A 25,508-nucleotide genomic window follows, 5' to 3' on the forward strand; every position below is an offset into this window, starting at 1 on the left:
TGCGCCAAGTGCGTTGAAACCGGGCAGATAACCGGCCAATCGGCTTGACCTTTGAAACTGAATCCGCCCAAACTTCGGGGCACAAAGGGGGTCCACTCCCTACTTTGGTATATACGGCCCAATGTGGCCATCTGAACCGTCTTCGTAAGGGGATGGGCAAACAGGAAGAGGTTAACATGAAAAAAACCGCAATCTTTGGCGCACTGACCGTGGCTGGACTTGCCGCCGGGGCTGCTGGCGCTGCAACGCTTGACGATGTCAAGGCGCGCGGCGTGCTCAACTGCGGCGTGACCACCGGTCTGGTCGGCTTTGCGGCTCCGGATGCGAACGGCGAATGGAACGGGTTCGACGTCGGCGTCTGCCGCGCCGTGGCCGCCGCCGTGCTCGGGGATCCGACCGCCGTGGAATTCGTTCCCACCACCGGCAAGACGCGCTTCACCGCGCTGTCGTCGGGCGAGATCGACCTGCTGGCACGCAACACCACCTGGACCTTCAGCCGTGACGTCGACCTCAAGTTCGAATTCGTCGGCGTGAACTACTACGATGGTCAGGGCTTCATGGTGCCCAAGGCGCTGGGCGTGAGCTCGGCCAAGGAACTGTCGGGCGCCACCGTCTGCATCCAGACCGGCACCACGACCGAGCTGAACCTGGCGGACTACTTCCGCAAGAACAACATGGATTATCAGCCGGTTCCGATCGAAACCAACGCCGAGGCGCAGCAGCAGTACCTGGCCGGTGCCTGCGACGTCTACACCACCGACGCGTCCGGCCTCGCCGCGACCCGCGCGGCATTCGAGAACCCGGGCGATCACGTCGTCCTGCCCGAGATCATCTCGAAAGAGCCGCTGGGCCCGCTCGTGCGCCACGGCGACAACGACTGGGGTGACATCGCGCGCTGGACGCTGAACGCGCTGATCGCGGCCGAAGAATACGGCATCACCTCGGCCAATGCCGAAGAGATGGCGCAAGGCACCGACAGCCCGGAAATCAACCGGATCCTCGGCACCGAGGGCAACCTGGGCGAGATGCTGGGCCTCGACGCAGACTGGGCCAAGCGCGCGATCCTCGCGGGCGGCAACTACGGCGAACTGTTCGAAAAGAACATCGGTGAGAACACGCCGATCGGCCTGTCGCGCGGCCTGAACGCGCAGTGGACCGATGGCGGCCTGCTCTACAGCCCGCCGTTCCGCTAAAAAAATCCGGGGGCGCAGGACCATCCTGCGCCCCTTTCCCCGACCGGGGACACCAAGACATCCGGGCCAGTCAGAACGGGAGCAACCCGTCGGCTCAATCGCCCGGAGTGCAACAGGGATAACACCATGACAACACTCAGCGACCCGCCGCGCGAGTCGTTTCGGCTGTCGATGCTGATCAACGACACCCGTTACCGCGCTTACACCTTCCAATTCATCGCTCTGATGCTGGTCCTGGCCCTGTTCGCCTATCTCGGCTCGAACCTCGTGGCCAACCTGCGGGCCGCCGGTCTGAACATCAGCTACGAATTCCTGGGAGAGTCGTCGAACTACGACATCAACCAGACCCTCATCGACTACACCAGCCAGTCCAGCCATCTGCGCGCCTCCATCGTGGGCGTGCTGAATACGCTTCTGGTGGCATTCCTGGCCTGCGTGACCGCAACGATCATCGGCGTCATCGCGGGTGTGGCGCGGCTGTCGCCGAACTGGCTCGTGCGCAAGCTCATGGCCGGTTACGTGGAGGCCTTTCGCAACGTGCCGGTGCTGATCTGGATCATCATCATCTTCACGATCATGACCGCCGTGCTGCCCGCGCCGAGCGCGTTCCGCGGCGAAGACCCGGACGCCAGCATGCTCTTCGGCGCCGTGGCCTTCACCAACCGCGGTCTTTATCTGCCCGCGCCGATCTGGGGACCGGGATCGTTGGTGGTGGTCCTGGTCTTCATCGCCTCGATCGTCGGCGTTTTCGCCTACCGCCGCTACGCGACCAAGCTGCTCTATGACACTGGCAAACTGCTGCCCATGGGCTGGCCGTCGCTGGCGATCTTTATCCTGCCGACGCTGCTGGTTTACTTCCTGCTGGGCCGTCCGATCACGCTGGAGTATCCCGAACTCGCCGGCTTCAACTTCCAGGGCGGCACGCAGATCCTGGGGTCGCTGATCGCGCTCTGGTGGGCGCTGGCGATCTACACCGGCGCCTTCATCGCCGAGAACGTCCGCGCCGGCATCCAGGCCGTGAGCAAGGGTCAGACCGAAGCCGCGGCATCGCTGGGCCTGCGGCCAAAACGGATCATGAACCTCGTGGTTCTGCCGCAGGCGCTGCGGGTGATCATCCCGCCGCTGATCTCGAACTACCTCAACATCACCAAGAACTCGTCGCTCGCCATTGCCGTGGGCTACATGGACGTGACCGGCACGCTGGGCGGTATCACGCTGAACCAGACCGGCCGGGCGATCGAGGCCATCCTGCTGCTGATGCTGTTCTACCTGCTCATCAGCCTTGCGATCTCCGCGCTGATGAACGTCTACAACAACGCCATGCGGCTGAAGGAGCGGTAAGATGTCGGACACGCATCAGCAATCCATCGGCTATGTCCGCGACAGCATGCTGCCGCAGGCAACCCCACCCGCATCCGAAACCGGGGCGGTCAAATGGGTGCGTCAGAACCTGTTCCTGAACATCCCCAACTCCATCCTGACGCTGGTCGCGATCTTCGTGCTCTACAAGCTTCTGGCGGGCTTTCTGCCGTGGTTCCTGAACGGCGTCTGGGATGCGCCGAGCATCCGTGCCTGCCGTGAAGTCCTCGATGGCGATGCCGGCGGCTGTTTCGCCGTGCTCACCGAACGCTGGAACCAGCTGCTCTTTGGCTTCAAGTATCCCTCCGAGCTTTACTGGCGTCCGACGCTGGCCTTCGTGCTGCTGTTCGTGGCCATCGCGCCGGTGCTGTTCCGCAAGGTGTTCCCGGCGCAGATGCTGATCTTTACCGCGCTCTACCCATTCATCGCGTATTTCCTGATCTGGGGCGGGTCGATCCTGATCCCGATCTTCGCGCTGTTGGGTTTCGTCGCCGGATACCTGGTTTATTCCCGCTTCGTTACGCAAAGCTTTGCCATGGGCTTTTTCGGCGGCATCGTCGCGGCCTTCGTCTTCTGGTGGATCACGGGCCTGCTCCCGATCGAAGGTATCCTGGCGCTTGAACCCGTGGCCAGCCGCGACATGGGCGGCTTCATGCTGAACCTGATCCTCGGCACGGTCTGCGTGTCGCTGTCGATCCCCTTCGGCATCGCGCTGGCGCTGGGGCGGCAGTCCGACATGCCGATCATCAAGTGGATCTGCGTGGTCTTCATCGAGTTCATCCGCGGCGTTCCGCTGATCACGCTGCTCTTTGTCGCCAACGTGGTGCTGGCCTACTTCCTGCCGCCGGGCACCAACTTCGACCTGATCCTGCGGGTGATCATCATGATCACCATGTTCGCCTCGGCCTATATCGCCGAGGTGATCCGGGGCGGTCTCGCCGCCCTTCCGCGGGGCCAGTACGAGGGCGCCGAAAGCCTTGGCCTCGACTACGCGCAGTCGATGCGGCTGATCATCCTGCCGCAGGCGCTCAAGATCTCGATCCCCGGCATCGTCAACGTGGCGGTTGGCCTTTTCAAGGACACGACGCTGGTGTCGGTTATCTCGATGTTCGACCTCGTCGGCATGATCCGCGGGCCGATCCTGGCCTCGACCGAATGGAACGGCGTCTACTGGGAGCTTCTGGGCTTTGCCGCATTGCTGTTCTTCGTCGTCTGCTACGGCATTTCGCAATATTCGCAGTGGCTGGAGCGTCAGCTTCAGACCGATCACAGGTAAGGAGCTGACAAGATGGCTGAAGCTGCACAAATGCAGGTCTCGGACGAGGTTGCCGTCCAGATCGAGAACATGAACAAGTGGTACGGCACCTTCCACGTGCTGCGCGACATCGACCTGACCGTGTACCGCGGCGAGAGGATCGTCATCGCGGGGCCGTCGGGATCGGGCAAATCCACGCTCATCCGCTGCATCAACGCGCTGGAAGAGCATCAGAAGGGGCGGATCACCGTCGACGGCACGCTGCTGTCCTCGGACCTCAAGAACATCGACAAGATCCGCTCTGAGGTTGGAATGGTGTTCCAGCACTTCAACCTGTTCCCGCATCTGACGATTCTCGAGAACTGCACGCTGGCGCCGATCTGGGTGCGCAAGACACCCAAGCGCGAGGCCGAGGAAACCGCGATGCATTTCCTCGAGAAGGTGAAGATCCCCGAACAGGCGGACAAGTACCCCGGCCAGCTTTCGGGCGGACAGCAGCAGCGCGTCGCCATCGCCCGGTCGCTCTGCATGCGGCCCCGGATCATGCTGTTCGACGAACCGACCTCGGCGCTCGATCCCGAAATGATCAAGGAAGTGCTCGACACCATGGTCGAGTTGGCCGAGGAGGGCATGACGATGCTCTGCGTCACGCATGAAATGGGCTTTGCCCAGGCGGTGGCGAACCGCGTGATCTTCATGGATGCGGGGCAGATCGTCGAACAGAACGAGCCCAAAGAATTCTTCAACAATCCAAAGCACGAGCGTACCAAGCTGTTCCTGAGCCAGATCCTGGGGCACTGACACCGCCATTCGCGGGCCAGTCTTGCACACAGACGAAACGCCCGTCCGGCATCCCGGTCGGGCGTTGTTTCTTGCAAACTCATGGGGTGGTGCCGATCAGGCCTCGAGCAATTCACGCGGAACGAGGAAGTCCTGCACCTCACCGGTGCCGAAATTCACCTCGTCCCAGCTGTCGGCTTCGAAATCCGCGATCAGGGTCGCGCAGGTAGGGTAGGCGTCGAACCGCGCGTGCCGCGGCGCCGTGCGCACCAGCCGACCGGCAAGGTCGGCGATGCCGGGGTTGTGCCCGATCAACAGCACGCAGGGTTCCGTGGCGCTGCGCAGCACCGACATCATCCGGTCGGACGAGGCATGGTAGAGTTCCCGGGCAAAGCGTGTCGGCACGTCGAAGCCAACCAGCATCGCGGTTTCGCGGGTGCGCGCGGAATTCGAGCTCAGCACCTCGTCTGGCACGTAGCCCTTGGACCGTAGCCAGTCTCCCAAGGCCTTGGCGCTGTCCCGACCGCGGCCATTGAGGACACGGTCGAAATCGTCGCCCAGGATGCTCCAGTCGGATTTTGCGTGGCGCATCAGGATCAGACGCATGTCGCCTCCTTTCGGATTGCCGTGTCAGTCTTTCACGAAGGCGGCCATGTGAAAAGCCGACTGTTCCCGCAAACGCCCGAATTTCTGCGATACCGGACAGGCGCGGCGTACGAGGCATCCGCCGTGCAGGCACTCCGCCCCTTCGGCGCTGCGGATATGGGTCTGGCAGGCGGCAACGTCGTAGTCGGCACCGGGCCGCAGGGCCGCCACCGGGCAGGCGGATTCGCAGGGTCGATCGGCGCAGGTTGGGCAGGGCGATGCGGACGAGGGCGGCAGGTCGAGTGCCTTCGGCAGGGCCAGAGCGCCGCGAAAGCTGATGAAAAGCCCGGCCTCTCCATGCACCAGCAGGCCAACCGGCGACGGATGGCTCCCCGCTGCCCGCGCCCAGGCGAGGAATGGCGCGTAGGGCGGGCCGTCGTAGGGAAAGACCGCCGTGGCGGCCCATTCGGTCGCCAGCGCGCCGATTACCCGCTTCGACCAGCGGTCGAGCGCATCAGGCGCGCCATCGCGGTATTCGGGCGAGGCGGTGAACAGCGGCCAGAACCGCGGCTCGTCCGGGCCCAGCAGAACCAGCGTGCCGCAATCCTCCGGGGCTCCGTCCTCCGGACCGGGATGAAAGCCGCCGCGCAGGGCCAGGCCGGCGTCGTGGGCCGCGTCGCCAAGCGCCTGCCAGCTCACTCCGTAACGCGCGGCGGCAGGTCGGCGGACTTGATCAGCGAGCCCGCGCCGTGCTCGGTGAAAATCTCGAGCAGGCAGGCATTTGGCACGCGCCCGTCGAGGATGACCACGCCGCGCACGCCCTCGTCCAGCGCCTTGAGCGCAGTTTCAGTCTTGGGGATCATGCCGCCCGCGATCGTGCCGTCGTGGGTCATGGCGCGGACCTCGTCGGGGGTGAGCTGGGTCACCACCTCGCCGGCCTTGTTCTTGACGCCAGCCACATCCGTCAGCAGCAGCAGCCGGTCGGCCTTGAGCGCGCCGGCGATGGCGCCCGCGGCGGTGTCACCGTTGACGTTGAAGGTCTCGACCGGGTCCATGCCGGTGGCGACCGGCGCCACGACCGGGATGATCCCCGCCGACATGAGGTCGCGCAGCACCTGCACGTTCATTTCGACCGGGCGGCCGACCCAGCCCAGTTCCGGGTCCTCCATTTCGCAGACCATCAGGTCGTCGTCCTTGCCCGAGAGGCCCACCGCACGGCCGCCTTCGTCCATGATCGCCTGCACGATGCGCTTGTTGACCAGCCCGGTCAGCACCATCTCGACCACCTCGACCGTGGCCTGGTCGGTGACGCGCTTGCCGCGCACGAATTCCGACTGGATGCCAAGCTTTTTCAGCAGGTCGTTGATCATCGGCCCGCCGCCATGCACCACCACCGGGTTGATGCCCACTTGCCGCATCAGCACGATGTCGCGGGCAAATTCGGCCATGGCATCCGCATCGCCCATGGCGTTGCCGCCGAATTTCACCACCACGATCGCGCCCGAATAGCGCTGCATGTAGGGCAGGGCTTCGGAGAGCGTGCGGGCGGTGGTGATAAAGTCGGGGTTCATGGCGCGTTTCTTCATCCTCGGATCCCTTGGGGCATGGTGCCCGATTTATCGGGCCTTGCCGGGCGCGGTGCAAGGGGGCTCAGACCAGCCCGGCGATGATCGACCGCAAGAGCGGAATGCCCCAGCCTTTCTCGGAACTGGTCAGCACCAGTTCGGGGTAGGCGGCGGGATGCGCGGAGAGCTTTTCGCGGACCTGCGCCAGGGTGCGGTCGCGTTCGCGGTCCTTGATCTTGTCGACCTTGGTCATCACCACCTGGAAGGTCACGGCGCTGCGGTCGAGCAGGCACATGATCTCTTCGTCCACCGGCTTGATCCCGTGGCGCATGTCCACCAGCACGAAGGCGCGGCGCAGGCTGGCGCGGCCCGACAGGTACTGTTTCAGCAGCCGTTGCCATTTCTCGACCACGGCGACGGGCGCGTTGGCATAGCCATAGCCCGGCAGGTCGACGAGGTAGTGATCGTCGGCGAGGGTGAAAAAGTTGATCTCCTGCGTGCGGCCCGGCGTGTTCGACGCCCGTGCCAGCCCCTTGCGCCCCGTGAGCGCGTTGATCAGGCTCGACTTGCCGACGTTGGAGCGGCCGGCGAAACAGACCTCGATCCGGTCGTCCGGGGGCAGGCCATCCATGGCGACGACGCCCTTGAGGAAGTCGGTCTCTCCGGCAAAGAGCTTGCGCGCCGCCTCGATCGTGGCCTCGTCCGCGTCTTCGGCAATTGGAAAGGGAAGCTGCATCTAGATCTGCCTCACCGTGTCGCCAAGCGCCACGTCGCCAGCGCGCACCACTTCGGCACGGACCGAAAAATCCCGGTGGCCCCAGCTGTCGAGCGTGCCCAGCGTGTCGGCGTCGCGTTGCCCGGTGCTGGGGTTCGCAGCGGTGGCGAGGCATCGGTCCGTGCGCTCGCGGACCTTGAAGACGGCGCCGCCGATCTGCACCTCGCGGCCGATCCAGTCGAATTCCTCCCACGGGGCGAGGCCGTCCATCCAGATGTTGCCGCGCCAGCGGTGGATCGACAGCGGCCGCCCCAGCTTCTGTTCGACGGCGCGGTGCGAGGACATGTTGCACAGCGTCACGCTGGCGAATTCGCTGTCGGTCATGCCGTGCTGGCGCGCCCGGACCAGACGCGCCGATTGCGCGCGGTTCTCGGGCATCAGCGGCTTCACCCAGTCGAGAAACGCGGCGCCGTCGCGGTCGGGCGCGATGCTGAGCGGGGCGAGGTCCGGATGGTGCAGCGTCAGCGTCTCGGTCTCTTCGTCAAGCTCGGCGGTGATCTGCATCAGCGCCGGTACCTTGGCGACGCGGGTGAAGTTCTGGCACGACACCCAGGTGCTGCCGTCGGCATCGGATTGGTCATGCGCAACCGCCCAGGCCCGGTCCCAGGGCAGGGTGTCGCCTGCGCTTAGCCGGACCCGTTCCAGCGCTTCCCGACCGTGGCTCTTGATCGGGTGGCGCCAGATTTCGGTGACGCGGGCGGTCATTTCTTGCCCGAGCCGCCCGAGGGTTTGTTGGCCTTGCCGGACTTGCCCTCGGGCTTGTCGGACGTGCCCTTGTCCTTCTTGAAGCCCGAGCGGATGTTCCCGAAGACGTCGGGCTTGTACCCTTGGCTTCGCATGATCGCGTATTGCTGGGTGAAGGTGATCGTGTTGTTGGCGATCCAGTAGACCACGAGGCCGCTGGCAAAACCGCCCAGCATGAACATGAAGACCCAGGGCATCCAGGCAAAGATCATCGCCTGGGTCGCATCGGTGGGTGCCGGGTTCAGTTTCTGCTGCATCCACATCGAGATCCCCAGCAGCAGCGGCAGGATGCCGATGAAGATCAGCGCCATGATCGACTGTGGATCGGGGGCGGCCCAGGGCAGCAGCCCGAAGAGGTTGAAGATCGAGGTCGGGTCCGGCGCGCTCAGGTCGCGGAAGGGTCCGAAGAACGGCGCATGGCGCAGTTCGAGCGTGACGAAGATCACCTTGTAGAGCGAGAAGAAGATCGGGATCTGCAGCAGGATCGGCAGGCAGCCCGACGCCGGGTTGACCTTGTTCTTCTTGTAAAGCTCCATCATGCCCTGCTGAAGCTGCTGGCGGTCGTCGCCGGCGCGTTCCTTCAGCTTCTCCATCTCGGGCTGCAGTTCCTTCATCTTGGCCATCGAGACGTAGGACTTGTAGGCCAGCGGGAAGAGGATCGCCTTGATCAGCAGCGTCAGCGCGATGATCGCGACGCCCATGTTGCCGATCAGCAGGTTGAAGTTGTGCAGCAGCCAGAAGATCGGCTTGGTCAGGAAGAAGAACCAGCCCCAGTCGATGCTGTCGATGAAGCGGTCGACGCCGCGCGACTGGTATTCGCGGATCGTGTCCCATTCCTTGGCCCCGGCGAAGAGCTGGGTCGACACCTGCTGTGTCTGCCCGGCGGCCAGGGTCAGGGTCGGCAGCACCGCTTCGGTCTGCAGGATGTCGCGGCTCTCGTCGTATTTCGCGACGGCTTTGAAGGGCGTGCCGGAGGCGGGGATCAGCGTGCTCATCCAGTAGTGATCGGTGAAGCCGATCCAGCCGTCCGTGCCGACCTGGAACACTTCGGCGCGGGCGCCTTCGGAGGGCAGCACCGGCATGTCGGGCAGATCGTTGTAACCTGTTTCGGTCAACTCGCCATCCGCCATGGCGATGACGCCTTCGTGCAGGATGAAGAAGTTCTTGGCATCCGCCGGCTCGCCGTGGCGCGCGATGATCCCGTAAGGTGCGAGCGACGCGGTGCCGTCGCCGGTGTTCTCGACCGACTGGGTGACCGTGAACATGTAATCGTCGTCGATGGCGATCTCGCGGCGGAAAATCAGGCCCGCGGGGCTTTCCCAGCGCAGGGTGACCGGGCTGTCGGGGCTCAGGGTCTCGCCGCTCTCGACGGTCCAGGGGGTGTTGGCGCCCGGCACGTCCTCGAGCGCCAGGCCGGCGCCCGGCGCCCAGCCGTACAGCGCGTAATAGGGCTGGTTCGACCCGACGGGCCGCAGCAGGTGGACGACGTCGGCGCCTTCCTCCAGCGACACGCGGTAGTCGCGCAACCGCAGGTCGTCGATGCGGCCGCCGGTGAGCGAGATCGAGCCTTCGACGCGGTCGGTGAGGATCGGCAGGCGCGGCGCGTCGGCTGCTTCCGCGGTGTCGGCCTCGCCGGTGGCGGCGGGGGTGCTGCCGGGCGCCGCCTGCGGGGCGGTGGCGGTGGCCGGCGCGTCGCTGGTGCTTTCGGTCAACGCGGGGGCGTTGGGGTCGGCGGGCGGCTCCTCGGGCGGCGGGAACAGAACGAACCAGACCAGGATCACAATGAAACTGAGTGCCGTTGCGAGGATGAGGTTTTTGTTCTGATCGTCCATGCGGGACCGCCACCTGTCCATTTCGAGTCCTGCTGGGTTCAACAGACAGCGGGGCCAAAGGTCAAGCGGATTCCCCGGTTTTCACGGGGATGCGTCCGCCTGCAGCAGCGGTCAGCTGGTGTGGCGGCCGAGCTTTGTGGCGGCGTCGATGCGCACCTGGTGCTCCGCGACCCAGCCGGGGATCTGGTCGGCCGGCATCGAGCGGGCAATGCCGAAGCCCTGGACATGATCGCAGCCCAGTTGCGCCAGCAGGGTGTGCTCGTGGCTGCTTTCGACGCCCTCGGCCAGCGTTTCGATGCCCAGCCGGTCGGCCATGCTCAGCACGACCCCGACCATGCGCCTTTGGTCTTCGTCCCGGTCGAGCCGGGTCACGAAGCTGCGGTCGATTTTGAGCCGCTGCACCGGGAACCGCCGCAAAGCCGAAATCGACGCGTGACCGACGCCGAAATCGTCGAGGTCGATGTGGCATCCCAGCGCGGCAAGCCCGCGGATGTTGTCGGCGATGACCCCGTCCGGCGCGTCGGCGATCACCGTTTCCAGAATTTCGACGCCAAGCCTGTCGGGACCGAGGTCGTAGCGGTCCAACTCCCAGGCGATCTTGTCCACCAGCTTGGGATTGCGCAGTTCCGAGGTGGAGAAATTCACGCTGACGCGCGGAATGTGGCAGCCGGCGCGATCCCAGTTCCGCAGACTCGTCAAGGCATTGGCGATGACGACCTCGCTCAGCCGCTCCATCCGCCGGTCCTCTTCCAGTGCGGAGAGGAACTGCGCCGGTGCCACCACGCCGCGGTCGGGATGCACCCAGCGCGCCAGCGCTTCGACGCCGCTGACACGGCCGGTCGAGGTGCAGACCTGCGGTTGATACCACGGCTGGATCTGCCCGTTTTCCAGGGCGCGGCTGGCGTCGGACCGCAGCGTCGCCCGGGCCGAGCGCGCGGCGCAGAGGCTTTCGGACCACGACCGGATCGCCGAGGGGCCGTTGGCCACCGCGTCGGCCAGTGCCGCCGCGGCGGCGTCGATCAGCCGTTCGCCACTGGCGGTCTCGGGCAGGCGGGCATTGCTGCAGAAACCGATGGAGGCCGAGAAATACCGCGTTGTCGCCGCGACGGACGCCGGGTCTTCGAGGCCGGATTGCAGCCGCTTGCTCAACTGCAGCAGGGATTCCAGGTCGAGGCGTGGGGCCGGGGCCAGCATGACCATGTAGCGCACATCGCCGATCCGTGCCGCCCGGTCGTCGTTGCGCATCAGGTTGCGCAGGCGGATCAGCATCAGGTCCTGGACCGCGTGCAGTGACCGTTCCCCGGAACTGCGGGTCACGTCGTCCAGACCGTCCAACTCGATCAGGAGGCAGGCGGTGGTCAGGTCGCGGTCGCGGGCCAGGTGCAGCATCTGGTCGGCCAGGGCCGCAGCCCGCATCGGGGTCATCAGGTCGGTGTCACTCGTCGCGTCCAGTCCCAGCGCCCCGCCGTCGAAGCCGCCGGCCAGCGCAAAGACGACCGGCACGCCAAGCGCCACGGCCAGAAGCAACGGTTCCCCGCCGAGCCAGAAGGCACCGAGCGCCAGCGCCGGCAGGAAGGCCAGCACATGGCTGCCGATAAGGGCGCGCCGGAGCGCACGTCGCCAGGGCGCGACGGTCTGGAGCAGGGAATGGGGCATCGCAGCCTTCCGGTTGACCTGATTCTCGGATCGTACCGGGCAGACTAGGCGGCGAAGAAGAACCGGCGGTTAACGCAGCACGGGAATATCCGTCTCCGCGCGCGCCTGCCGCTGCAACCCCTCGAAATCAAAGAGCTTCGGGTCGAGAAGATGCGACGGCCGCGCGTTCATCAGGGCGCGGAACATGACCTGCCGGCGGCCCGGGCTGTTGCGTTCCCAGCCGTCGAGGATCTGCTTGACCTGCTGGCGTTGCAGCCCGTCCTGCGTTCCGCAGAGGTCGCAGGGGATGATCGGGTAGTGCATCGCCTTGGCAAAACGGTCGCAATCTTCTTCGGCCACATGCGCAAGCGGACGGCAGACGAAGACGTCGCCCTCCTCGTTCAGGAGCTTCGGCGGCATGGTGGCCAGCCGGCCGCCGTGAAAGAGGTTCATGAAGAAGGTTTCGAGGATGTCGTCGCGGTGATGACCCAGCACCACCGCCGAACAGCCTTCTTCCCGCGCGATCCGGTAGAGGTGCCCGCGCCGCAGCCGCGAACAGAGCGCACAATAGGTGCGCCCCGCCGGCACCTTGTCGGTGACGATGGAATAGGTATCCTGATATTCGATCCGGTGCGGCACGCCCATCTTTTCAAGAAAGCCGGGCAGGACGGTCGCGGGGAAGCCCGGCTGCCCCTGGTCGAGGTTGCAGGCCAGAAGATCGACCGGCAACAGCCCGCGCCATTTCAGCTCGTGCAGCACCGCCAGCAGGGTATAGCTGTCCTTGCCGCCGGACAGGCACACCAGCCAGCGCGAATCGCGCTCGATCATGCCGTATTGCTCCACCGCCTCGCGCACGTTCTGCACGATGCGCTTGCGCAGCTTCTTGAACGCCGTGGTCTTCGGCGCGCCGTGAAACAGTGGATGGATGTCGTCGCAATCGTCAAGCATGGCGCGGGCTTAATGCAGATGCGCGCACCCGGCAAGAGCGCAGCAATGGCCGCGGGGAACCTGCTTCATCTTGCCGGTAAACTCCGGGGAGTTTGAGGGGCTGGCCCCTCAATCCTTCGGCGCGATGCCCGGGACCGGATCGTAGCCCGATCCGCCCCAGGGATGGCAGCGGCAGAGGCGATGGGCCGCATAATAGCCGCCGCGCAGCGCGCCGTGGCGTTCCAGAGCCTCGAGCGCGTAAACGGAGCAGGTGGGCTGGAAGCGGCAGCCATGGCCGACCCAGGCACTGAAGAACAGCCGGTAGGCGCGGACCGGCAAAGCGAGAATGCGGGCCAGCGGGCTCACGCGTGCAGCTTTTTCAGGGCGTGGCGCAGGTCGTCCTGCAGGGCCGGAAAGGCGCGCTCAGCCGTGGCTTCGGGCCGCCCGATCAGCACGTAATCCCAGCCGGGACGGCCAAGAGCGGGGAGCAGCAGGCGCGCGACTTCGCGCAGGCGGCGCTTTGCACGGTTGCGGGCGACGGCGTTTCCGACCTTCTTGGAACAGGTGAACCCCACGCGGATCGCTGGATCGCCGTCGCCGCGCGCGCGGGCCTGGACCATCATGCCATGGGTGCCCTGGCGGCGGGCGCGGGCGGCGGCAAGGAAATCGCCGCGCTTGCGCAGGATGCCGAGTTTCGGACACGACGACACCGCCGGGGGCGTTGTCCCCGCTGTGGTATCGGGGGCCTCCGGCGGTGTCATGTCGGTCTGCAGGCGGCTGGCGCTTACGCGCTCAGCGACTTGCGGCCACGCGCGCGGCGGGCGTTCAGGATCTTGCGGCCGGCCTTGGTGGCCATGCGCGCACGGAACCCGTGGCGGTGCTTGCGCACGAGGTTCGAGGGTTGAAAGGTGCGTTTCGACATCGCTCCGTCTCCGTCCATATGGCGCGCACGAGCGGATTCGCACGAGCCCAAATCATTCGAAGCCCGGTCTATAGGCGGCGATCGGGGCCAAGTCAAACGGGCAGGCGGCAAATATTGCAACATTTTGCCCGCCTGCGCCGCGGATATGTTTCAATCCCGCAACGAAGCGGCGGATTTCTCACGCCGGTCGTCACCGGGGATCAAGCAGGCGTGAGGGACCTGTTGTTTCCGACCCTTACTGCGCATGTTTTCCTCATCCGCAACCCGCCAGCCCCGAAGACCCCCGAGATGTCCGACATGACCCAGACAGACCCCAAATCCGGCTTCGCCCGCTACCTGCCGCTCATCGTGATCGCGGCGGTGGCGCTGGTCGGCGGCTATTTCCTGCGCGATTACCTGAGCTTCGACACGCTGCGCGACAACCGCGAGGCGCTTCTGGCCTTCCGCGATGCCAATTACCTGGCCACGGTGGCGGTCTTCATGCTGGCTTACGTGGTGATCGTCGGCTTTTCGCTGCCCGGCGCCACCATCGCGACGCTCACCGGCGGGTTCCTCTTCGCGACCTTTCCCGGAGCGCTTTTCAACGTCACCGCCGCCACGATCGGGGCTGCGATGATCTTTCTCGCCGCGCGCTGGGGACTGGGCGACCGGCTCGCGGCGCGGATGGAGACCGGCGAGGGCCTGGTCCGGCGCATCAAGGACGGCATCGACGAGAACCAGTGGTCGATGCTGTTCCTGATCCGGCTGGTGCCGGCGGTGCCCTTCTTCGTCGCCAACCTCGTCCCCGCGCTGGTGGGCGTGCCGCTCTTCCGCTTCGTGGTCTCGACCTTCCTCGGCATCATTCCCGGCGCGGTGGTCTACACCTCGGTCGGAGCCGGGCTGGGCCAGGTGTTCGAGCGCGGCGACACGCCTGACCTCGGCATCATCTTCGAGCCGCACATCCTGCTGCCGATCTTGGGCCTCTGCCTGCTCGCGGCGCTGCCGATTCTCCTCAAGGCCGTGCGCGGCAAGAAAGGTCTGTGATCCATGGAACGCATCAAGACGGATATCCTGGTGATCGGCGCCGGCTCCGGCGGTCTGTCGGTCGCAGCGGGCGCGGTGCAGATGGGCGCGTCGGTGGTGCTGCTCGAGGATCACAAGATGGGCGGCGACTGCCTCAACTACGGATGCGTGCCGTCGAAGGCGCTCATTGCCAGCGGCAAGGCGGCCTGGGGGCAGAGCCACTCAGAGGTGTACGGCGTGGCGAATGTGACCCCGAAGGTCGACTACGCTGCCGCCAAGGACCACGTGCAGGGCGTCATCGCGCAGATCGAACCGGTGGACAGCCAGGAGCGTTTTGAAGGTCTGGGCGTGCGGGTCATCCGCGAACGCGGGCGGTTCATCTCCAGGACCGAGGTGCAGGCGGGCGATCACGTGATCACCGCGCGGCGGGTGGTGATCGCGACCGGCTCCTCGCCCTTCGTGCCGCCGATTCCGGGGCTGGACGGCGTGCCGTACCTCACCAACGAAACGCTCTGGACCCTGCGCCATCAGCCCGAACACCTGCTGGTCATCGGTGGCGGTCCCATCGGCATGGAAATGGCGCAGGCGCACCGGCGGCTGGGCTCCGAGGTCACAGTGATCGAGGGCGCCAGTGCACTGGGCAAGGACGACCCGGAGATGTCCGCCGTGGTGCTGGAAAAGCTGCGCGGCGAGGGCATCGCCATCGAGGAGGAGGCCTTGGCCGCCGAGGTGCGCGGCAAGGAAGGCGCCATCGAGGTCGAGGTCAAGGACGGCCGCGTCTTCAAGGGTTCTCACCTGCTGGTGGCCGTCGGGCGCAGCCCGAACATCGACGACCTCGATCTGGACAAGGCCGGCATCAAAACCAACCGTGCCGGGATCGTCGTCGATTCGGGGCTGCGCACCAGCAATCGCGGCGTCTATGCCATCGGCGACGTGGCGGGCGGGCTGCAATTCACCCATGTGGCAGGCTATCACGCGGGTATCGTCATCCGCTCTGCCGTGCTGGGCCTGCCGGCCAAGGCCAAGACCGGCCATCTGCCCTGGGCCACCTATACCGACCCGGAACTGGCGCATGTCGGTCTGACCGAAGCCCAGGCGAAAAAGGAACATGGGCCGAAGCTCGAGGTGGTGCGCTTCCACTACGAACACAACGACCGCGCGCTGGCCGAGCGCAAGGCCGCCGGTCTGATCAAGGTCATGGTGGTCAGGGGCCGCGCCGTCGGCGTGTCGATCGCCGGGTATCAGGCGGGCGAGTTGATCAACCTCTGGTCGCTGGTTCTGGCCAACAACCTCAAGATGAGCCAGGTCGCCAACATGGTCTCGCCCTATCCCACGATTGGCGAGGTTAACAAACGCGCGGCGGGGGCCTATTTTTCCCCACGGCTGTTCGAAAGCGATATGGTCAAGCGCGTGGTCGGGCTGGTACAGCGCTGGCTGCCGTAACGCAGGTCGAGAGGAACGAGAATGCCGGGTATCGGTGCAGTCGGAGCAACCGGACGGGCGCTGCGCGGCGCGGCGCCGGAGCGGTGCCGGGACTGACATGCTCAATTCGCTGTCCGGCCGTTTCCTGATCCTGACCACCGTCTTCGTGATGATCGCGGAGATCCTGATCTTCGTGCCGTCGGTGGCGCGATTCCGCGAGGATTACCTGCTCGACCGGCTGGAACGGGCGCAGATCGCGTCGCTGGCGCTGCTGGCCGACGACATGATCGACCGCGACCTCGAAGAGGAATTGCTGCTGAACGCCGGCGTCTTCAACGTGGTGCTGCGCCGCGACGAGGCGCGGCAACTGGTGCTGTCCTCTCCGATGCCGGGCGTGGTCAGCGCCACCTACGACCTGCGCGAGACCACGGCGCCGGGGTTGATCCGCGACGCGATGATGGTGCTCTTCACGCGCGAACCGCAGTTGATCCGGGTGATCGGCAACCCGTTGCGCGACGCAGGCCTGCTGATCGAGATCACCATGGATACGGCGGAATTGCGCGGCGCGATGGTGGATTACGGCCTGCGCATCCTGATGCTGTCGCTGGTCATCTCGGTCATCACCGCAGTGTTCCTGTTCCTTGCCGTGCGCCGGTTGCTGGTCAAGCCGATCAAATCGGTGGTGCACCACATGCTGAGCTACGCGCAGGCGCCCGAGGACGCCCGCCGGATCATCAAGCCGACCTCGTCCGTGCGCGAGTTGCGCGAGGCCGAACAGGCGCTGCAATCGCTGGAAACGCAGCTGACCCAGGCGCTGCGGCAGAAAGAGCGCTTGGCGCAGCTTGGCGGCGCCGTGGCACGGGTGAGCCACGATCTGCGCAACATCCTGACCTCGGCGCAGCTGTTCACCGACCGGATCGAGGCGTCCGAGGATCCGCAGGTGAAACGCATGGCGCCGAAGCTGGTCAATTCGATCACCCGCGCCGTGTCGCTCTGCGAAACCACGCTGGCCTTCGGCAAGGCCGAGGAGCCCGCGCCGGTGATGACGCTCTTTAACATGGCGCAGCTGGTCGACGACGTATTGGACAGCGAACGGCTCGCCATCGGCGACTCCGACATCAGCCTGTCCGAAGATGTGCCGGGGTCGCTGATGGTGCGCGGCGATCCCGAACAGCTCTACCGCGTCTTGTCGAACCTGGTGCGCAACGCGCGTCAGGCCATACTTGGGACCGGGAAGGAGGGCGAGATCCGCGTCGCCGCCCGCGCCGAGGACACCGCCTGGGTGATCGAGGTGGCCGATACCGGCCCCGGCCTGCCGCCCAAGGCCCGCGAACACCTGTTCCAGCCCTTCCAGGGCGGCGTGCGCAAGGGCGGGTCGGGTCTGGGCCTTGCCATCGTGGCGGAACTGGTGCGGGGCCACGGCGGAACGCTCAAGCTCGCGCGCAGCGATGCGGATGGGTCGCTATTCGAAGTCCGGCTGCCGATGGGCGATCTCGAACACTGAACCGAAAACCCGCCGATTGGCCCTTGCAATGCCCCGACTCAAAGTCTAAACGCTGCCTCCACGGACCGATAGCTCAGCTGGATAGAGTACTTGACTACGAATCAAGGGGTCGGGGGTTCGAATCCTCCTCGGTCCGCCACCTTGCTTCCCTTACATTACAGCCTGTTTGTCGATCTCCTCGCTTTCGGGAACGCGCATCCGTCCAAGCGACGGCGACCGCATCCATTGCAACGATTTGGCAAGGTCCGACGTTTCGCGCGGCTAGGCACGATCCAAAAGCGTGGCCGCGACGAAACTTCTGGATGACCAAGCGCGGTTCATGAAGCCTCTCGGACAAACGTTTGTCATGCAGTCCGCATCATGCCGAACATCCACGCGCTGTCAGTCGTCGCGCGTATCCAGCATGAAAACATCGTGCCCGGTCGCTGCCACGGTCTTATAGCCGTTTTCGAGCGCAAAAAGCACCGCTTCGTCTTCGTGCAGCGCATCAATGCTCCGGATACATTCGAACAACAACAGCGACGGGCGGTATGTGTCGAGGTCCAGAGATTTCAGCACCTGCAACTCGAACCCTTCGGTGTCGATGGACAAAAGGTCGATCTTCTGAAACTTCGTCTCCTCGATCATTTGCGAAAGCGGTCGGATCGGGATGTGGTAAGAGCCCGTCAACTGATCCTTCTTTCGCACCGCGCGTTCCGGATCAAAGCTGTTCCACTGTGGGTTCGTATAGGTGAAGAATTCCATCCGACCTTCGGTTTCTCCGACGGCTTCTGCGCGGAACCTGTCGCGCGGGCGGAACTTCTTGAACGTCTTTTTCGTGGCCGGATTCGCATCGACGCAAAGTCCTTTCCAGCCGCGTTCGTAGAAATAGTAGGTATTCGACGCCCGGATCGGATAACAGGCGCCGACGTCGACGTAGCGACCCCTGTACTTCTTGTCGCGCGGAATCTTGTTGGACCGTCGCAAGATGAATTCTGCCAGCACATCCTGGCCGGTTTGAGCATGAGAAATCTTCGGGAGCGCCATCTGATCTGCCTGTTGATCGAAATAAATTTCAATCACGATAGCCAGTGTAAGTTAGACGGACAACCGCCTTTTCGCGCGGTGCAGCAACGGGGGCAAAGGGCCGATTTCGCGCGATGGCACTTGCACGGATCGACAAGATCGCCGGCAGAGGCCACGGCTGCGCCACATCGACAAAAAGAAATCGAGTGTCGCCGTGTCTGGGCGCTGCACGGCTGACTTTCGAATGGAAACGGCCGCCCTCCCGCAGGAGGACAGCCGTCGGCTGTCGACAGGCGAGGCCGCCGCTATTCCGCTGCCCAGCCCGCCACGGCCTTGACCTCGAGGAAGTCCTCGATGCCGTAGGGTCCGCCCTCGCGGCCATTGCCTGACTGTTTCATGCCGCCGAAGGGCGCGCCCTGGCTGCGGCTCTTGCCGTTCATCTCGACCATGCCGGACCGCAGCTGACGCGCCAGCCGGTTGCGGCGCACGCCATCGGCGGTCTGGACGTAGTTCGTAAGGCCGTAAGGCGTGTCATTGGCAATCGCCACGCCTTCCTCTTCGGTCTCGAACTTCATGATCGACAGGACCGGGCCGAAGATTTCCTCGCGCGCGATGGTCATCTCGGGGGTCACGTCGGCAAAGACCGTGGGCCGTACGTAGAAGCCGCGGTTGAGGTGCTCCGGACGTCCGGTGCCGCCCGCGACAAGCCGCGCGCCTTCGTCGATGCCCTGCTGGATCAGGTCCTGGATCTTGTCCCACTGCACCTTGTTCACCACCGGGCCGATGTGGCGGCCCTTCTCCGAGGCGGGGCCGACCTCGACCTTTTGCGCGATGGCGGCGGCCTCTTCGACCACGCGGTCGTAGATCGGCGCCTCGACCATCATGCGGCTGGGCGCGTTGCAGCTTTGGCCGGTGTTCTGCATCATGTGCAGCACGCCGCGCTTGACCGCCTTCTCGTCGGCATCGGCGAAGATCAGGTTCGCGCCCTTGCCGCCCAGCTCAAGGTGCACCTTCTTCAGCGTTTCGGCGGCGGCCTTGGAGATCAGCTTGCCCGCGCGGGTGGAGCCGGTGAAGCTCACCATGTCGACGTCCGGATGCGCCGACAACTGACTGCCCACGCCCGCGCCGTCGCCGTTCACGAGGTTGAACACGCCCGGCGGAAAGCCCGCCTCGTGCATGCATTCGGCGAAAATCAGCGCGTTGAGCGGCGATTCCTCTGAAGGTTTCAGCACCATGGTGCAGCCCGCGACGGCGGCTGCGCCGACCTTGAGCGTGACCTGGTTCATCGGCCAGTTCCACGGCGTGATCAGTGCCGCGACCCCCACCGCTTCGTGGATGATGCGGTCCTCGGGCGTGTGGTCGTTGAGCGGATGGTCGAACTGGAACGCCTTGGCCGCCTCGATGAAGCCTTCGAGGTGCCAGGACCCGGCACCCGCCTGCGAGGACAGTGCCATGTCGATGGGTGCACCCATCTCGAGGCTCATGGCCTGGGCGAGGTCCTCTGCGCGGGTCTTGTAGACCTCGAGCAGTTTTTCGACCAGCGCGATGCGTTCGGCGGGCGGCGTGGCCATCCAGCCGGGCAGGGCGGCCCTGGCGGCGGCGACGGCGGCATCGGTGTCGGCCTGGCCGCCCAGCGAGATCACCGCGCAGGCGTCTTCGGTCGAGGGATCGATCACCTGGTGGTCGGTGCCGTCGATGGGGTCCACCCATGCGCCGTTGATGTAGAATTGGCGTTTCTCGATCATCTGAAGCCTCCGATGTGTCTGGGTGCCTCCGGCGCTGCGCCGGAATTTGATCAAATATGGCACCGGCCCCGCGGCGCCGCAAGGGGATGCAAAGCGCATCGAGACCTCTTACCTATGTGCAAAGACACAAAGCAAAGGAGGACCCGACATGGCCCTGCGCATCAACGACACCATCCCCGACCTGACCGTCGAGACCGACCAGGGCAGCTTCAGCCTGCACGACTGGATCGGCGACAGCTGGGCGATCCTGTTCTCGCATCCCAAGGACTTCACCCCGGTCTGCACCACCGAATTCGGCGCCGTGGCGCAGTTGGCGGACGAATGGGAAAAGCGCGGCACCAAGGTGATCGGCGTCAGCGTCGACGGGGTCGAGGATCACAAGAAATGGAAGGCCGACATCGAGAAGGTCGGCGGCGCCAAGGCGGGGTTCCCGATCATCGCCGATGACGGACTGGCGGTGTCCAAAGCCTTCGACATGCTGCCCGCCGAGGCCTACCTGCCCGACGGCCGCACGCCCAACGACAGCGCCACGGTGCGGTCGGTCTTCATCATCGCGCCGGACAAGACGCTGAAGCTCAGCATGACCTACCCGATGAACGTCGGCCGCAACTTTGCCGAGGTGCTGCGCGCGCTGGACGGGTTGCAGACGGCGGCGAAGCACACGGTGGCCACGCCCGCCAACTGGCAGGTCGGCCAGGACGTGGTGATCCCGGCGACGGTGAGCGAAGAGGATGCCAAGACCAAGTTCGGCCAGTTCGACACCGTGCTGCCTTACCTGCGGATGGCGAAGCTGCCGCAGTGATCTGGGTCAGTGTGACCGTATCCGCGCCCCGGTGCCGAAAGGTGCCGGGGCGTTCGCGTCAGAAGTCGCAGTAGGGCGATCCGACGAAGCGGTAGGTGAAGGGCGCGCGGTTGATGACCTCGACATCGCGGCGTTCAGACACCGCGATGACGGCGTTGTTGGCGCCCATCATGCCGTGGCCTGCTTCGGTATAGAGCTTGAGGAGCTGCGCTTCGGTCAGGACGCAATCGTTCACTTCGAAGATGTACCGCACGAAGTCATCGGGATCGTTCGGCTTGGGCGGCGGTCGGTCCTGCGCCAGCGCGGGGGCGGCCAGCAGCAGGGACAGCAGGATCGGGGTGACGCGCATCTGGACCTCGCTTCGGGATGACAGCCGGTGCAGCTTGCGACACGGGCGCGGTTTTCTCAAGAAAACCGTTCCGGACTTATTGAAAAGTTAGGGCCGGCGCTTTCGGGAAACGACAATCGACGCCAACGTCGCCCGAAACGCGCCCGGTCATCCACGCATTACTGCCCGCGCTGCCCTGATCCTGTCCGGACCCTTCGGAAAATCCAGGACACGCCGCGGCTAGCCCGGGAAAATCCGCGCCATCTCGGCGTCGAAGCGCGTCCAGGTCATCGACGCGCGGTTGCCCGCGTAGCCGTGGTAATGCGACCGGCCCGAGGAATTCGGAAGGCCCGCCCAGATCTTCGCCAGATTGTTCATGAACGCCCGGCGCGGCATCTTTCCGGTCCGCGCGTCGTGATAGCCGGCCTCGATCAGCAGCACGTCGGCCAGACGGTCCTGAAGCCGCGGGGTGAACCGCGTGTCGTGGGTGATGTCCAGCGTCGCCACCAGCCGGCGCAACGTGGCGGGGATGAACTGGTAGCGCCCGATGGCATGCGGCTGGCCGGGTGTCGCGCGAATCCAGGCGTCGATTTCGCCGATGGTCATGTCGGTGGGACGTTTGGCAGGCCGGCGGGTGGCCCCGTGCTGCACGGCGTCGTAGCCGTCGCGCCGCGATTCGGCCTGTCCGATGATGTGGCGCAGACGGTCCACGGGCGTCCCGCCGTTCGTCAGGACAGACCCGTCGGGTGCGTCGAGCCTGACCCGAGACACCGGCGCGAAGAGACCGGCGGCATCGTTGCCGACAAACAGGCTGGCGGCGCGGCGCGGCGCTTTCGCATCAGGCGTCCGCGCCGGGGTGACAAGGGCCGTGCGGTCGCGAAACGGTGCCGCGCCGGAAAAGAGCGCCAGCGGCCCGGCCTGGACCGGAGTGCTGCACAGGACACACAGCGCAATAGACAGGATGAGTCGGGGCATGAGACCTCGGGTGCGAAGCGGGATGCGCAGAGGAATGACCTCAAGAAGTTGAGGTTTCGTTGCCAAGCCCGGGACATCCTCGCCGATCGCCCCGGTTGACGCTCTGATCCATGCTGCCGCAGGATACCGGCGCGCAACACGGAGGATCGCATGGTACTGGGATACAAGGACATGCTGGCAGAGGCGGAAAGCCAGGTCGCATCGGTAAACGTCACCGAGGCGGCGGAACTTCTGGGCAGCGAGGAGATCACCCTCGTGGACATCCGCGACATCCGAGAGCTGGAACGCGAGGGGCTGGTGCCCGGCTCGAAACACGCGCCGCGCGGCATGCTGGAATTCTGGATCGACCCGCAAAGCCCCTACCACAAGCCGTGGTTCGCCGAGGACCGCACCTTTGTTTTCTACTGCGCCTCGGGCTGGCGGTCGCTGCTGGCGGCCGAGACGGCGCAGCGCATGGGGCTCAAGACCGCAAGCCTGCGCGGCGGGTTCACCGCCTGGCGCGAGGCCGGACAGCCGGTCGAGACGCGCGCGCCGCGGTGATACCCGGCGCCGCCCGCCATGCGCCCGGCGCAACGCCGCTACCCGCAGGCGCGGAACAGGTGCAAAAGTGAACCGTTTGGTGTAGACGCGGCGGAGCGCAGGCCTATTTGCTGCGCTTGGACCGGCACCCGCGGGCGTCGGTCCCGGTTCCGTTCTCAATTCGAAAGACCCGTTTCATGGCCATGACATCCGCCGTCGATCCCGATCTGCGCACCGACCGCGCCGCGCACCTGCCGCATTGGGAGTTCGTGGCGATGATCGCGCTGCTCATGGCGCTCAACGCCGCCGCGATCGACGTTTACATCCCGGCGCTGTCGGATATCGGTCAGGCGCTGGGCGTGACGGACGAGAACAGCCGGCAGTGGATCATCAGCGCCTACGTGCTGGGCTTCGGCGGCGCGCAGGTCATCTACGGCCCGCTGTCGGACCGGTTCGGGCGCCGGCGCGTCCTGTTCACCGGCCTCGGCATCTACGTCGCCGCGGCGCTGGCGATGATCTTTGCACCGACCTTCGGTATCCTGATTGCGCTGCGCGTCGTGCAGGGCATCGGGGCCGCCGCGACGCGCGTGGTCGCCCTGTCGGTGGTGCGCGACCGGTTCCGCGGTGCGCAGATGGCCTCGACCATGTCGCTGGTGATGATGGTGTTCATGGTGATGCCGGTCTTTGCGCCCAACCTCGGGTCGGCGGTGCTGTTCTTCGGCGACTGGCGCGAGCTGGCGGGCGTGATGTGCCTGATCGGTGTGCTGGCCACGGTGTGGGCCTTCCTGCGCCTGCCGGAAACCCTGAATCCCGCCGACCGGCGCGAGCTGACCGGCCGCCGGGTCTGGGAGGCGCTCAAGGTGATTTTCACCAACCGCCTCGCCTTTGGCTACACTCTTGCGACCGGTGCCTTCTTCGGCGTGCTCTTTTCCTTCGTGGCACAGGCCGAGCAGGTCTACACGCAGGTCTACGAGATCGGTCCGGCCTTCACGCTCTATTTCTCGCTCGTGGCCTGTTTCATGGCCGTGTCCAGCTTTGCCAATTCGCGGCTGGTCGCCCGCTTCGGCACCCGGCGTCTGAGCCACGGGGCACTCACCGGCTTCGTGCTGCTGGGCGCGGTGCATCTTGCGCTGGCGGTGGCTTACGGCGGGGCGACGCCGTTCTGGCTCTTCATCGCCCTGCTGATCCCGCAGTTCTGCTTCTTCGGCTTCATCCCGACGAATTTCAACGCGCTGGCCATGGACCCGCTGGGCCATGTGGCGGGCACCGCCTCGGCGGTTCTGGGCACGGTGCAGACCTTGGGCGGCGGTCTCCTGGGGGCGTTGGCGGGCTGGTTCTTCAACGGCTCGATCGTGCCGATGTTCACCGGCTTCACGGTACTGGGAATGCTGTCGCTGGGCCTGGTCGCCGTCGCGGAACGCGGGCAGCTTTACGCGGCCCCGCGGGAATAGGCGCCCCCCCTTGCCAAGCCGGCAGCCTTCGGATTCACTCCGATCCGAGACCAGGACCGGAGACACCACGATGCAACAGCCCTTTGTCCTCGGCGGCAGGTCGATCCCGCCCGGATCCCGGCGCTGCATCGACCTGCCGGTGTCGGTCCTGTCGGACCACACGCCGGTGACGCTTTCCGCCGAGGTCGTGCACGGCAAGCGGCCCGGCCCGGTGATGTTCGTTTCGGCAATGATCCACGGCGACGAGGTGATCGGCGTCGAGATCGTGCGCCGCCTGCTGCGCGCCGCGCCGGTGCAGCGGCTGTCGGGCACGCTGATCGCGGTGCCGATCGTCAACGCCTTCGGTTTTCTCAACCAGTCCCGCTACCTGCCGGACCGGCGCGACCTGAACCGCTGCTTTCCCGGCCATTCGGAAGGATCGCTGGCGGGACGGCTGGCGCACCTCTTCCGCACCGAGATCGTCGAACGCTGCGACGTCGGGATCGACCTGCATTCGGCCGCGCAGGGCCGCACCAACCTGCCGCAGATCCGCCTGACCCCCGGCAATGAGCGGCTGCGCGCGCTGGGCGATGCCTTTGCCGCACCGGTGACGCTGATGTCCAAGGTCCGCGACGGATCGCTGCGCGAGGCGGCCAGTGCCGCCGGCGTCGACCTTCTGCTTTACGAGGCGGGCGAGGGGCTGCGCTTCGACGAGTTCGCCGCGCGGGCGGGGCTGGCGGGCATCCTGCGGGTGATGGCGCACCTGGGCATGATCGGCGCCAAGGGCGTGCCGCGGGCAAGGGGCGCTCCGGTCTTCTGCGAACGCTCGGGCTGGACCCGCGCGCCGTCGGGCGGGCTGCTGCGCACGCTCAAGGCCAGCGGCGATTTCGTCGAGAAGGGTGCCGTGCTGGGCGTGATCTCGGACCCGTTCGGCACTGTCGATGCCGAGGTCCAGGCGACCGAGACCGGGATCATCGTCGGGCGTACCAACCTGCCGGTGGTGAACGAGGGCGACGCGCTCTTTCACATCGCCGTGCCGCGCCGCATCGCCCATGCCGAGGCAGCGGCGCAGGGGATGGGAGAACATCTTGAAGCCGCACCGCTGTTCGACGAGGACGAAATCATCTAAACCCCGCTGCGGCAGGTATTGGTAGAAGGTCGTCCGATGGTTTGGATTGCGCGGGTCGTAGGGGCCCTATTCGTT

General features: G+C 65.6%; 26 protein-coding genes and 1 tRNA gene. 12 read left to right on the forward strand and 15 right to left on the reverse strand.

All coding sequences use genetic code 11. From position 1 onward, the window contains the following. Nucleotides 1–176: 176 nt before the first annotated feature. The 4 genes from DU478_RS09850 to DU478_RS09865 all read left to right on the forward strand — a co-directional run bounded on the left by DU478_RS09850 (nucleotide 177) and on the right by DU478_RS09865 (nucleotide 4,608). On the forward strand, nucleotides 177–1,193 hold the full coding sequence (locus DU478_RS09850) for an amino acid ABC transporter substrate-binding protein (protein ID WP_114510794.1): 1,017 nt from the start codon (nucleotides 177–179) through the stop codon (nucleotides 1,191–1,193). A 126-nt stretch (nucleotides 1,194–1,319) separates the two neighbouring features. Further along, entirely contained in the window at nucleotides 1,320–2,534 is a 1,215-nt protein-coding gene (locus tag DU478_RS09855; RefSeq protein WP_114510795.1) for an amino acid ABC transporter permease, read from the forward strand. A gap of 1 nt (nucleotide 2,535) precedes the next feature. After that, on the forward strand, nucleotides 2,536–3,828 hold the full coding sequence (locus DU478_RS09860; protein ID WP_114510796.1) for an amino acid ABC transporter permease: 1,293 nt from the start codon (nucleotides 2,536–2,538) through the stop codon (nucleotides 3,826–3,828). A gap of 12 nt (nucleotides 3,829–3,840) precedes the next feature. After that, a complete protein-coding gene (locus DU478_RS09865; RefSeq protein WP_114510797.1) occupies nucleotides 3,841–4,608 on the forward strand; it encodes an amino acid ABC transporter ATP-binding protein in 768 nt (255 codons plus the stop codon). 96 nt (nucleotides 4,609–4,704) lie between these two features. Here DU478_RS09865 and DU478_RS09870 read toward each other — a convergent pair whose 3' ends face one another. The 11 genes from DU478_RS09870 to rpmH form a co-directional block, all read right to left on the reverse strand. After that, nucleotides 4,705–5,193 carry a SixA phosphatase family protein gene (locus DU478_RS09870; RefSeq protein WP_114510798.1) on the reverse strand — a complete coding sequence of 163 codons (489 nt, stop codon included), beginning with the start codon at nucleotides 5,191–5,193 and terminating at the stop codon, nucleotides 4,705–4,707. Between the two features lie 24 nt (nucleotides 5,194–5,217). Continuing rightward, nucleotides 5,218–5,871 carry a ferredoxin gene (locus tag DU478_RS09875; RefSeq protein WP_114510799.1) on the reverse strand — a complete coding sequence of 218 codons (654 nt, stop codon included), beginning with the start codon at nucleotides 5,869–5,871 and terminating at the stop codon, nucleotides 5,218–5,220. Then, nucleotides 5,868–6,758, reverse strand: a complete 891-nt coding sequence (argB, locus tag DU478_RS09880) for an acetylglutamate kinase (RefSeq protein ID WP_114510800.1) — start codon at nucleotides 6,756–6,758, stop codon at nucleotides 5,868–5,870. The genes DU478_RS09875 and argB overlap by 4 nt, the downstream gene beginning before the upstream one ends. A gap of 64 nt (nucleotides 6,759–6,822) precedes the next feature. After that, nucleotides 6,823–7,473 (reverse strand): ribosome biogenesis GTP-binding protein YihA/YsxC, encoded by a 651-nt coding sequence (gene yihA, locus DU478_RS09885; protein WP_114510801.1) that lies wholly within the window; start codon nucleotides 7,471–7,473, stop codon nucleotides 6,823–6,825. Then, nucleotides 7,474–8,217 carry an MOSC domain-containing protein gene (locus tag DU478_RS09890; RefSeq protein ID WP_114510802.1) on the reverse strand — a complete coding sequence of 248 codons (744 nt, stop codon included), beginning with the start codon at nucleotides 8,215–8,217 and terminating at the stop codon, nucleotides 7,474–7,476. Next, a complete protein-coding gene (yidC, locus tag DU478_RS09895) occupies nucleotides 8,214–10,088 on the reverse strand; it encodes a membrane protein insertase YidC (RefSeq protein ID WP_114510803.1) in 1,875 nt (624 codons plus the stop codon). Before yidC ends, DU478_RS09890 begins: the two co-directional genes overlap by 4 nt. Nucleotides 10,089–10,199: 111 nt before the next feature. Then, nucleotides 10,200–11,744, reverse strand: a complete 1,545-nt coding sequence (locus tag DU478_RS09900; RefSeq protein WP_114510804.1) for a GGDEF domain-containing phosphodiesterase — start codon at nucleotides 11,742–11,744, stop codon at nucleotides 10,200–10,202. A gap of 69 nt (nucleotides 11,745–11,813) precedes the next feature. After that, nucleotides 11,814–12,671 (reverse strand): tRNA 2-thiocytidine(32) synthetase TtcA, encoded by an 858-nt coding sequence (ttcA, locus tag DU478_RS09905; RefSeq protein WP_114510805.1) that lies wholly within the window; start codon nucleotides 12,669–12,671, stop codon nucleotides 11,814–11,816. A 108-nt stretch (nucleotides 12,672–12,779) separates the two neighbouring features. Continuing rightward, a complete protein-coding gene (yidD, locus tag DU478_RS09910) occupies nucleotides 12,780–13,016 on the reverse strand; it encodes a membrane protein insertion efficiency factor YidD (RefSeq protein WP_114510806.1) in 237 nt (78 codons plus the stop codon). Further along, nucleotides 13,013–13,411 carry a ribonuclease P protein component gene (gene rnpA, locus DU478_RS09915; RefSeq protein WP_114510807.1) on the reverse strand — a complete coding sequence of 133 codons (399 nt, stop codon included), beginning with the start codon at nucleotides 13,409–13,411 and terminating at the stop codon, nucleotides 13,013–13,015. The genes yidD and rnpA overlap by 4 nt, the downstream gene beginning before the upstream one ends. A gap of 23 nt (nucleotides 13,412–13,434) precedes the next feature. Next, complete coding sequence (gene rpmH / locus DU478_RS09920) at nucleotides 13,435–13,572, reverse strand: 50S ribosomal protein L34 (protein WP_011453767.1); 138 nt, start codon at nucleotides 13,570–13,572, stop codon at nucleotides 13,435–13,437. 288 nt (nucleotides 13,573–13,860) lie between these two features. On the opposite strand from rpmH, the gene DU478_RS09925 reads away from it, so the two are divergent. The 4 genes from DU478_RS09925 (at nucleotide 13,861) to DU478_RS09940 (ending at nucleotide 17,639) form a co-directional block, all read left to right on the forward strand. Then, nucleotides 13,861–14,595: a TVP38/TMEM64 family protein gene (locus DU478_RS09925; protein ID WP_114510808.1), complete on the forward strand. Its 735-nt coding sequence runs from the start codon at nucleotides 13,861–13,863 to the stop codon at nucleotides 14,593–14,595. Nucleotides 14,596–14,598: 3 nt separating this feature from the next. After that, nucleotides 14,599–16,017: a dihydrolipoyl dehydrogenase family protein gene (locus tag DU478_RS09930; RefSeq protein WP_114510809.1), complete on the forward strand. Its 1,419-nt coding sequence runs from the start codon at nucleotides 14,599–14,601 to the stop codon at nucleotides 16,015–16,017. Nucleotides 16,018–16,114: 97 nt separating this feature from the next. Beyond that, nucleotides 16,115–17,500, forward strand: coding sequence for a sensor histidine kinase (locus DU478_RS09935; protein ID WP_114510810.1), 1,386 nt, complete (start codon nucleotides 16,115–16,117; stop codon nucleotides 17,498–17,500). 62 nt (nucleotides 17,501–17,562) lie between these two features. Further along, nucleotides 17,563–17,639: transfer RNA gene (locus DU478_RS09940), tRNA-Arg, on the forward strand. 242 nt (nucleotides 17,640–17,881) lie between these two features. On the opposite strand, the gene DU478_RS09945 is transcribed toward DU478_RS09940, so the two are convergent. Both DU478_RS09945 and DU478_RS09950 read right to left on the reverse strand, forming a co-directional pair. Further along, nucleotides 17,882–18,562 (reverse strand): FkbM family methyltransferase, encoded by a 681-nt coding sequence (locus DU478_RS09945; RefSeq protein WP_114510811.1) that lies wholly within the window; start codon nucleotides 18,560–18,562, stop codon nucleotides 17,882–17,884. Nucleotides 18,563–18,810: 248 nt separating this feature from the next. Further along, the gene (locus tag DU478_RS09950) at nucleotides 18,811–20,250 is read right to left on the reverse strand and encodes an aldehyde dehydrogenase family protein (protein ID WP_114510812.1); all 1,440 of its coding nucleotides are present in this window, start codon (nucleotides 20,248–20,250) and stop codon (nucleotides 18,811–18,813) included. 148 nt (nucleotides 20,251–20,398) lie between these two features. Between DU478_RS09950 and DU478_RS09955 the strand changes: the two genes are divergently transcribed. Further along, entirely contained in the window at nucleotides 20,399–21,052 is a 654-nt protein-coding gene (locus DU478_RS09955) for a peroxiredoxin (RefSeq protein ID WP_114510813.1), read from the forward strand. Between the two features lie 58 nt (nucleotides 21,053–21,110). On the opposite strand, the gene DU478_RS09960 is transcribed toward DU478_RS09955, so the two are convergent. Beyond that, a complete protein-coding gene (locus tag DU478_RS09960; protein ID WP_114510814.1) occupies nucleotides 21,111–21,401 on the reverse strand; it encodes a hypothetical protein in 291 nt (96 codons plus the stop codon). Between the two features lie 219 nt (nucleotides 21,402–21,620). Continuing rightward, nucleotides 21,621–22,355 carry a lysozyme family protein gene (locus DU478_RS09965; RefSeq protein WP_114510815.1) on the reverse strand — a complete coding sequence of 245 codons (735 nt, stop codon included), beginning with the start codon at nucleotides 22,353–22,355 and terminating at the stop codon, nucleotides 21,621–21,623. 150 nt (nucleotides 22,356–22,505) lie between these two features. Here DU478_RS09965 and DU478_RS09970 point away from each other — a divergent pair, with 150 nt between their 5' ends. The 3 genes from DU478_RS09970 to DU478_RS09980 all read left to right on the forward strand — a co-directional run bounded on the left by DU478_RS09970 (nucleotide 22,506) and on the right by DU478_RS09980 (nucleotide 25,433). Beyond that, nucleotides 22,506–22,895 (forward strand): rhodanese-like domain-containing protein, encoded by a 390-nt coding sequence (locus DU478_RS09970; protein ID WP_114510816.1) that lies wholly within the window; start codon nucleotides 22,506–22,508, stop codon nucleotides 22,893–22,895. A gap of 176 nt (nucleotides 22,896–23,071) precedes the next feature. Beyond that, complete coding sequence (locus DU478_RS09975) at nucleotides 23,072–24,325, forward strand: multidrug effflux MFS transporter (protein ID WP_199488318.1); 1,254 nt, start codon at nucleotides 23,072–23,074, stop codon at nucleotides 24,323–24,325. Nucleotides 24,326–24,395: 70 nt separating this feature from the next. Beyond that, nucleotides 24,396–25,433 (forward strand): succinylglutamate desuccinylase/aspartoacylase family protein, encoded by a 1,038-nt coding sequence (locus DU478_RS09980; RefSeq protein ID WP_114510817.1) that lies wholly within the window; start codon nucleotides 24,396–24,398, stop codon nucleotides 25,431–25,433. The last annotated feature ends 75 nt before the right edge of the window (nucleotides 25,434–25,508 follow it).

The organism is Thalassococcus profundi, from assembly GCF_003344785.1.
In the GTDB taxonomy this organism is placed as follows: domain Bacteria; phylum Pseudomonadota; class Alphaproteobacteria; order Rhodobacterales; family Rhodobacteraceae; genus Puniceibacterium; species Puniceibacterium profundi.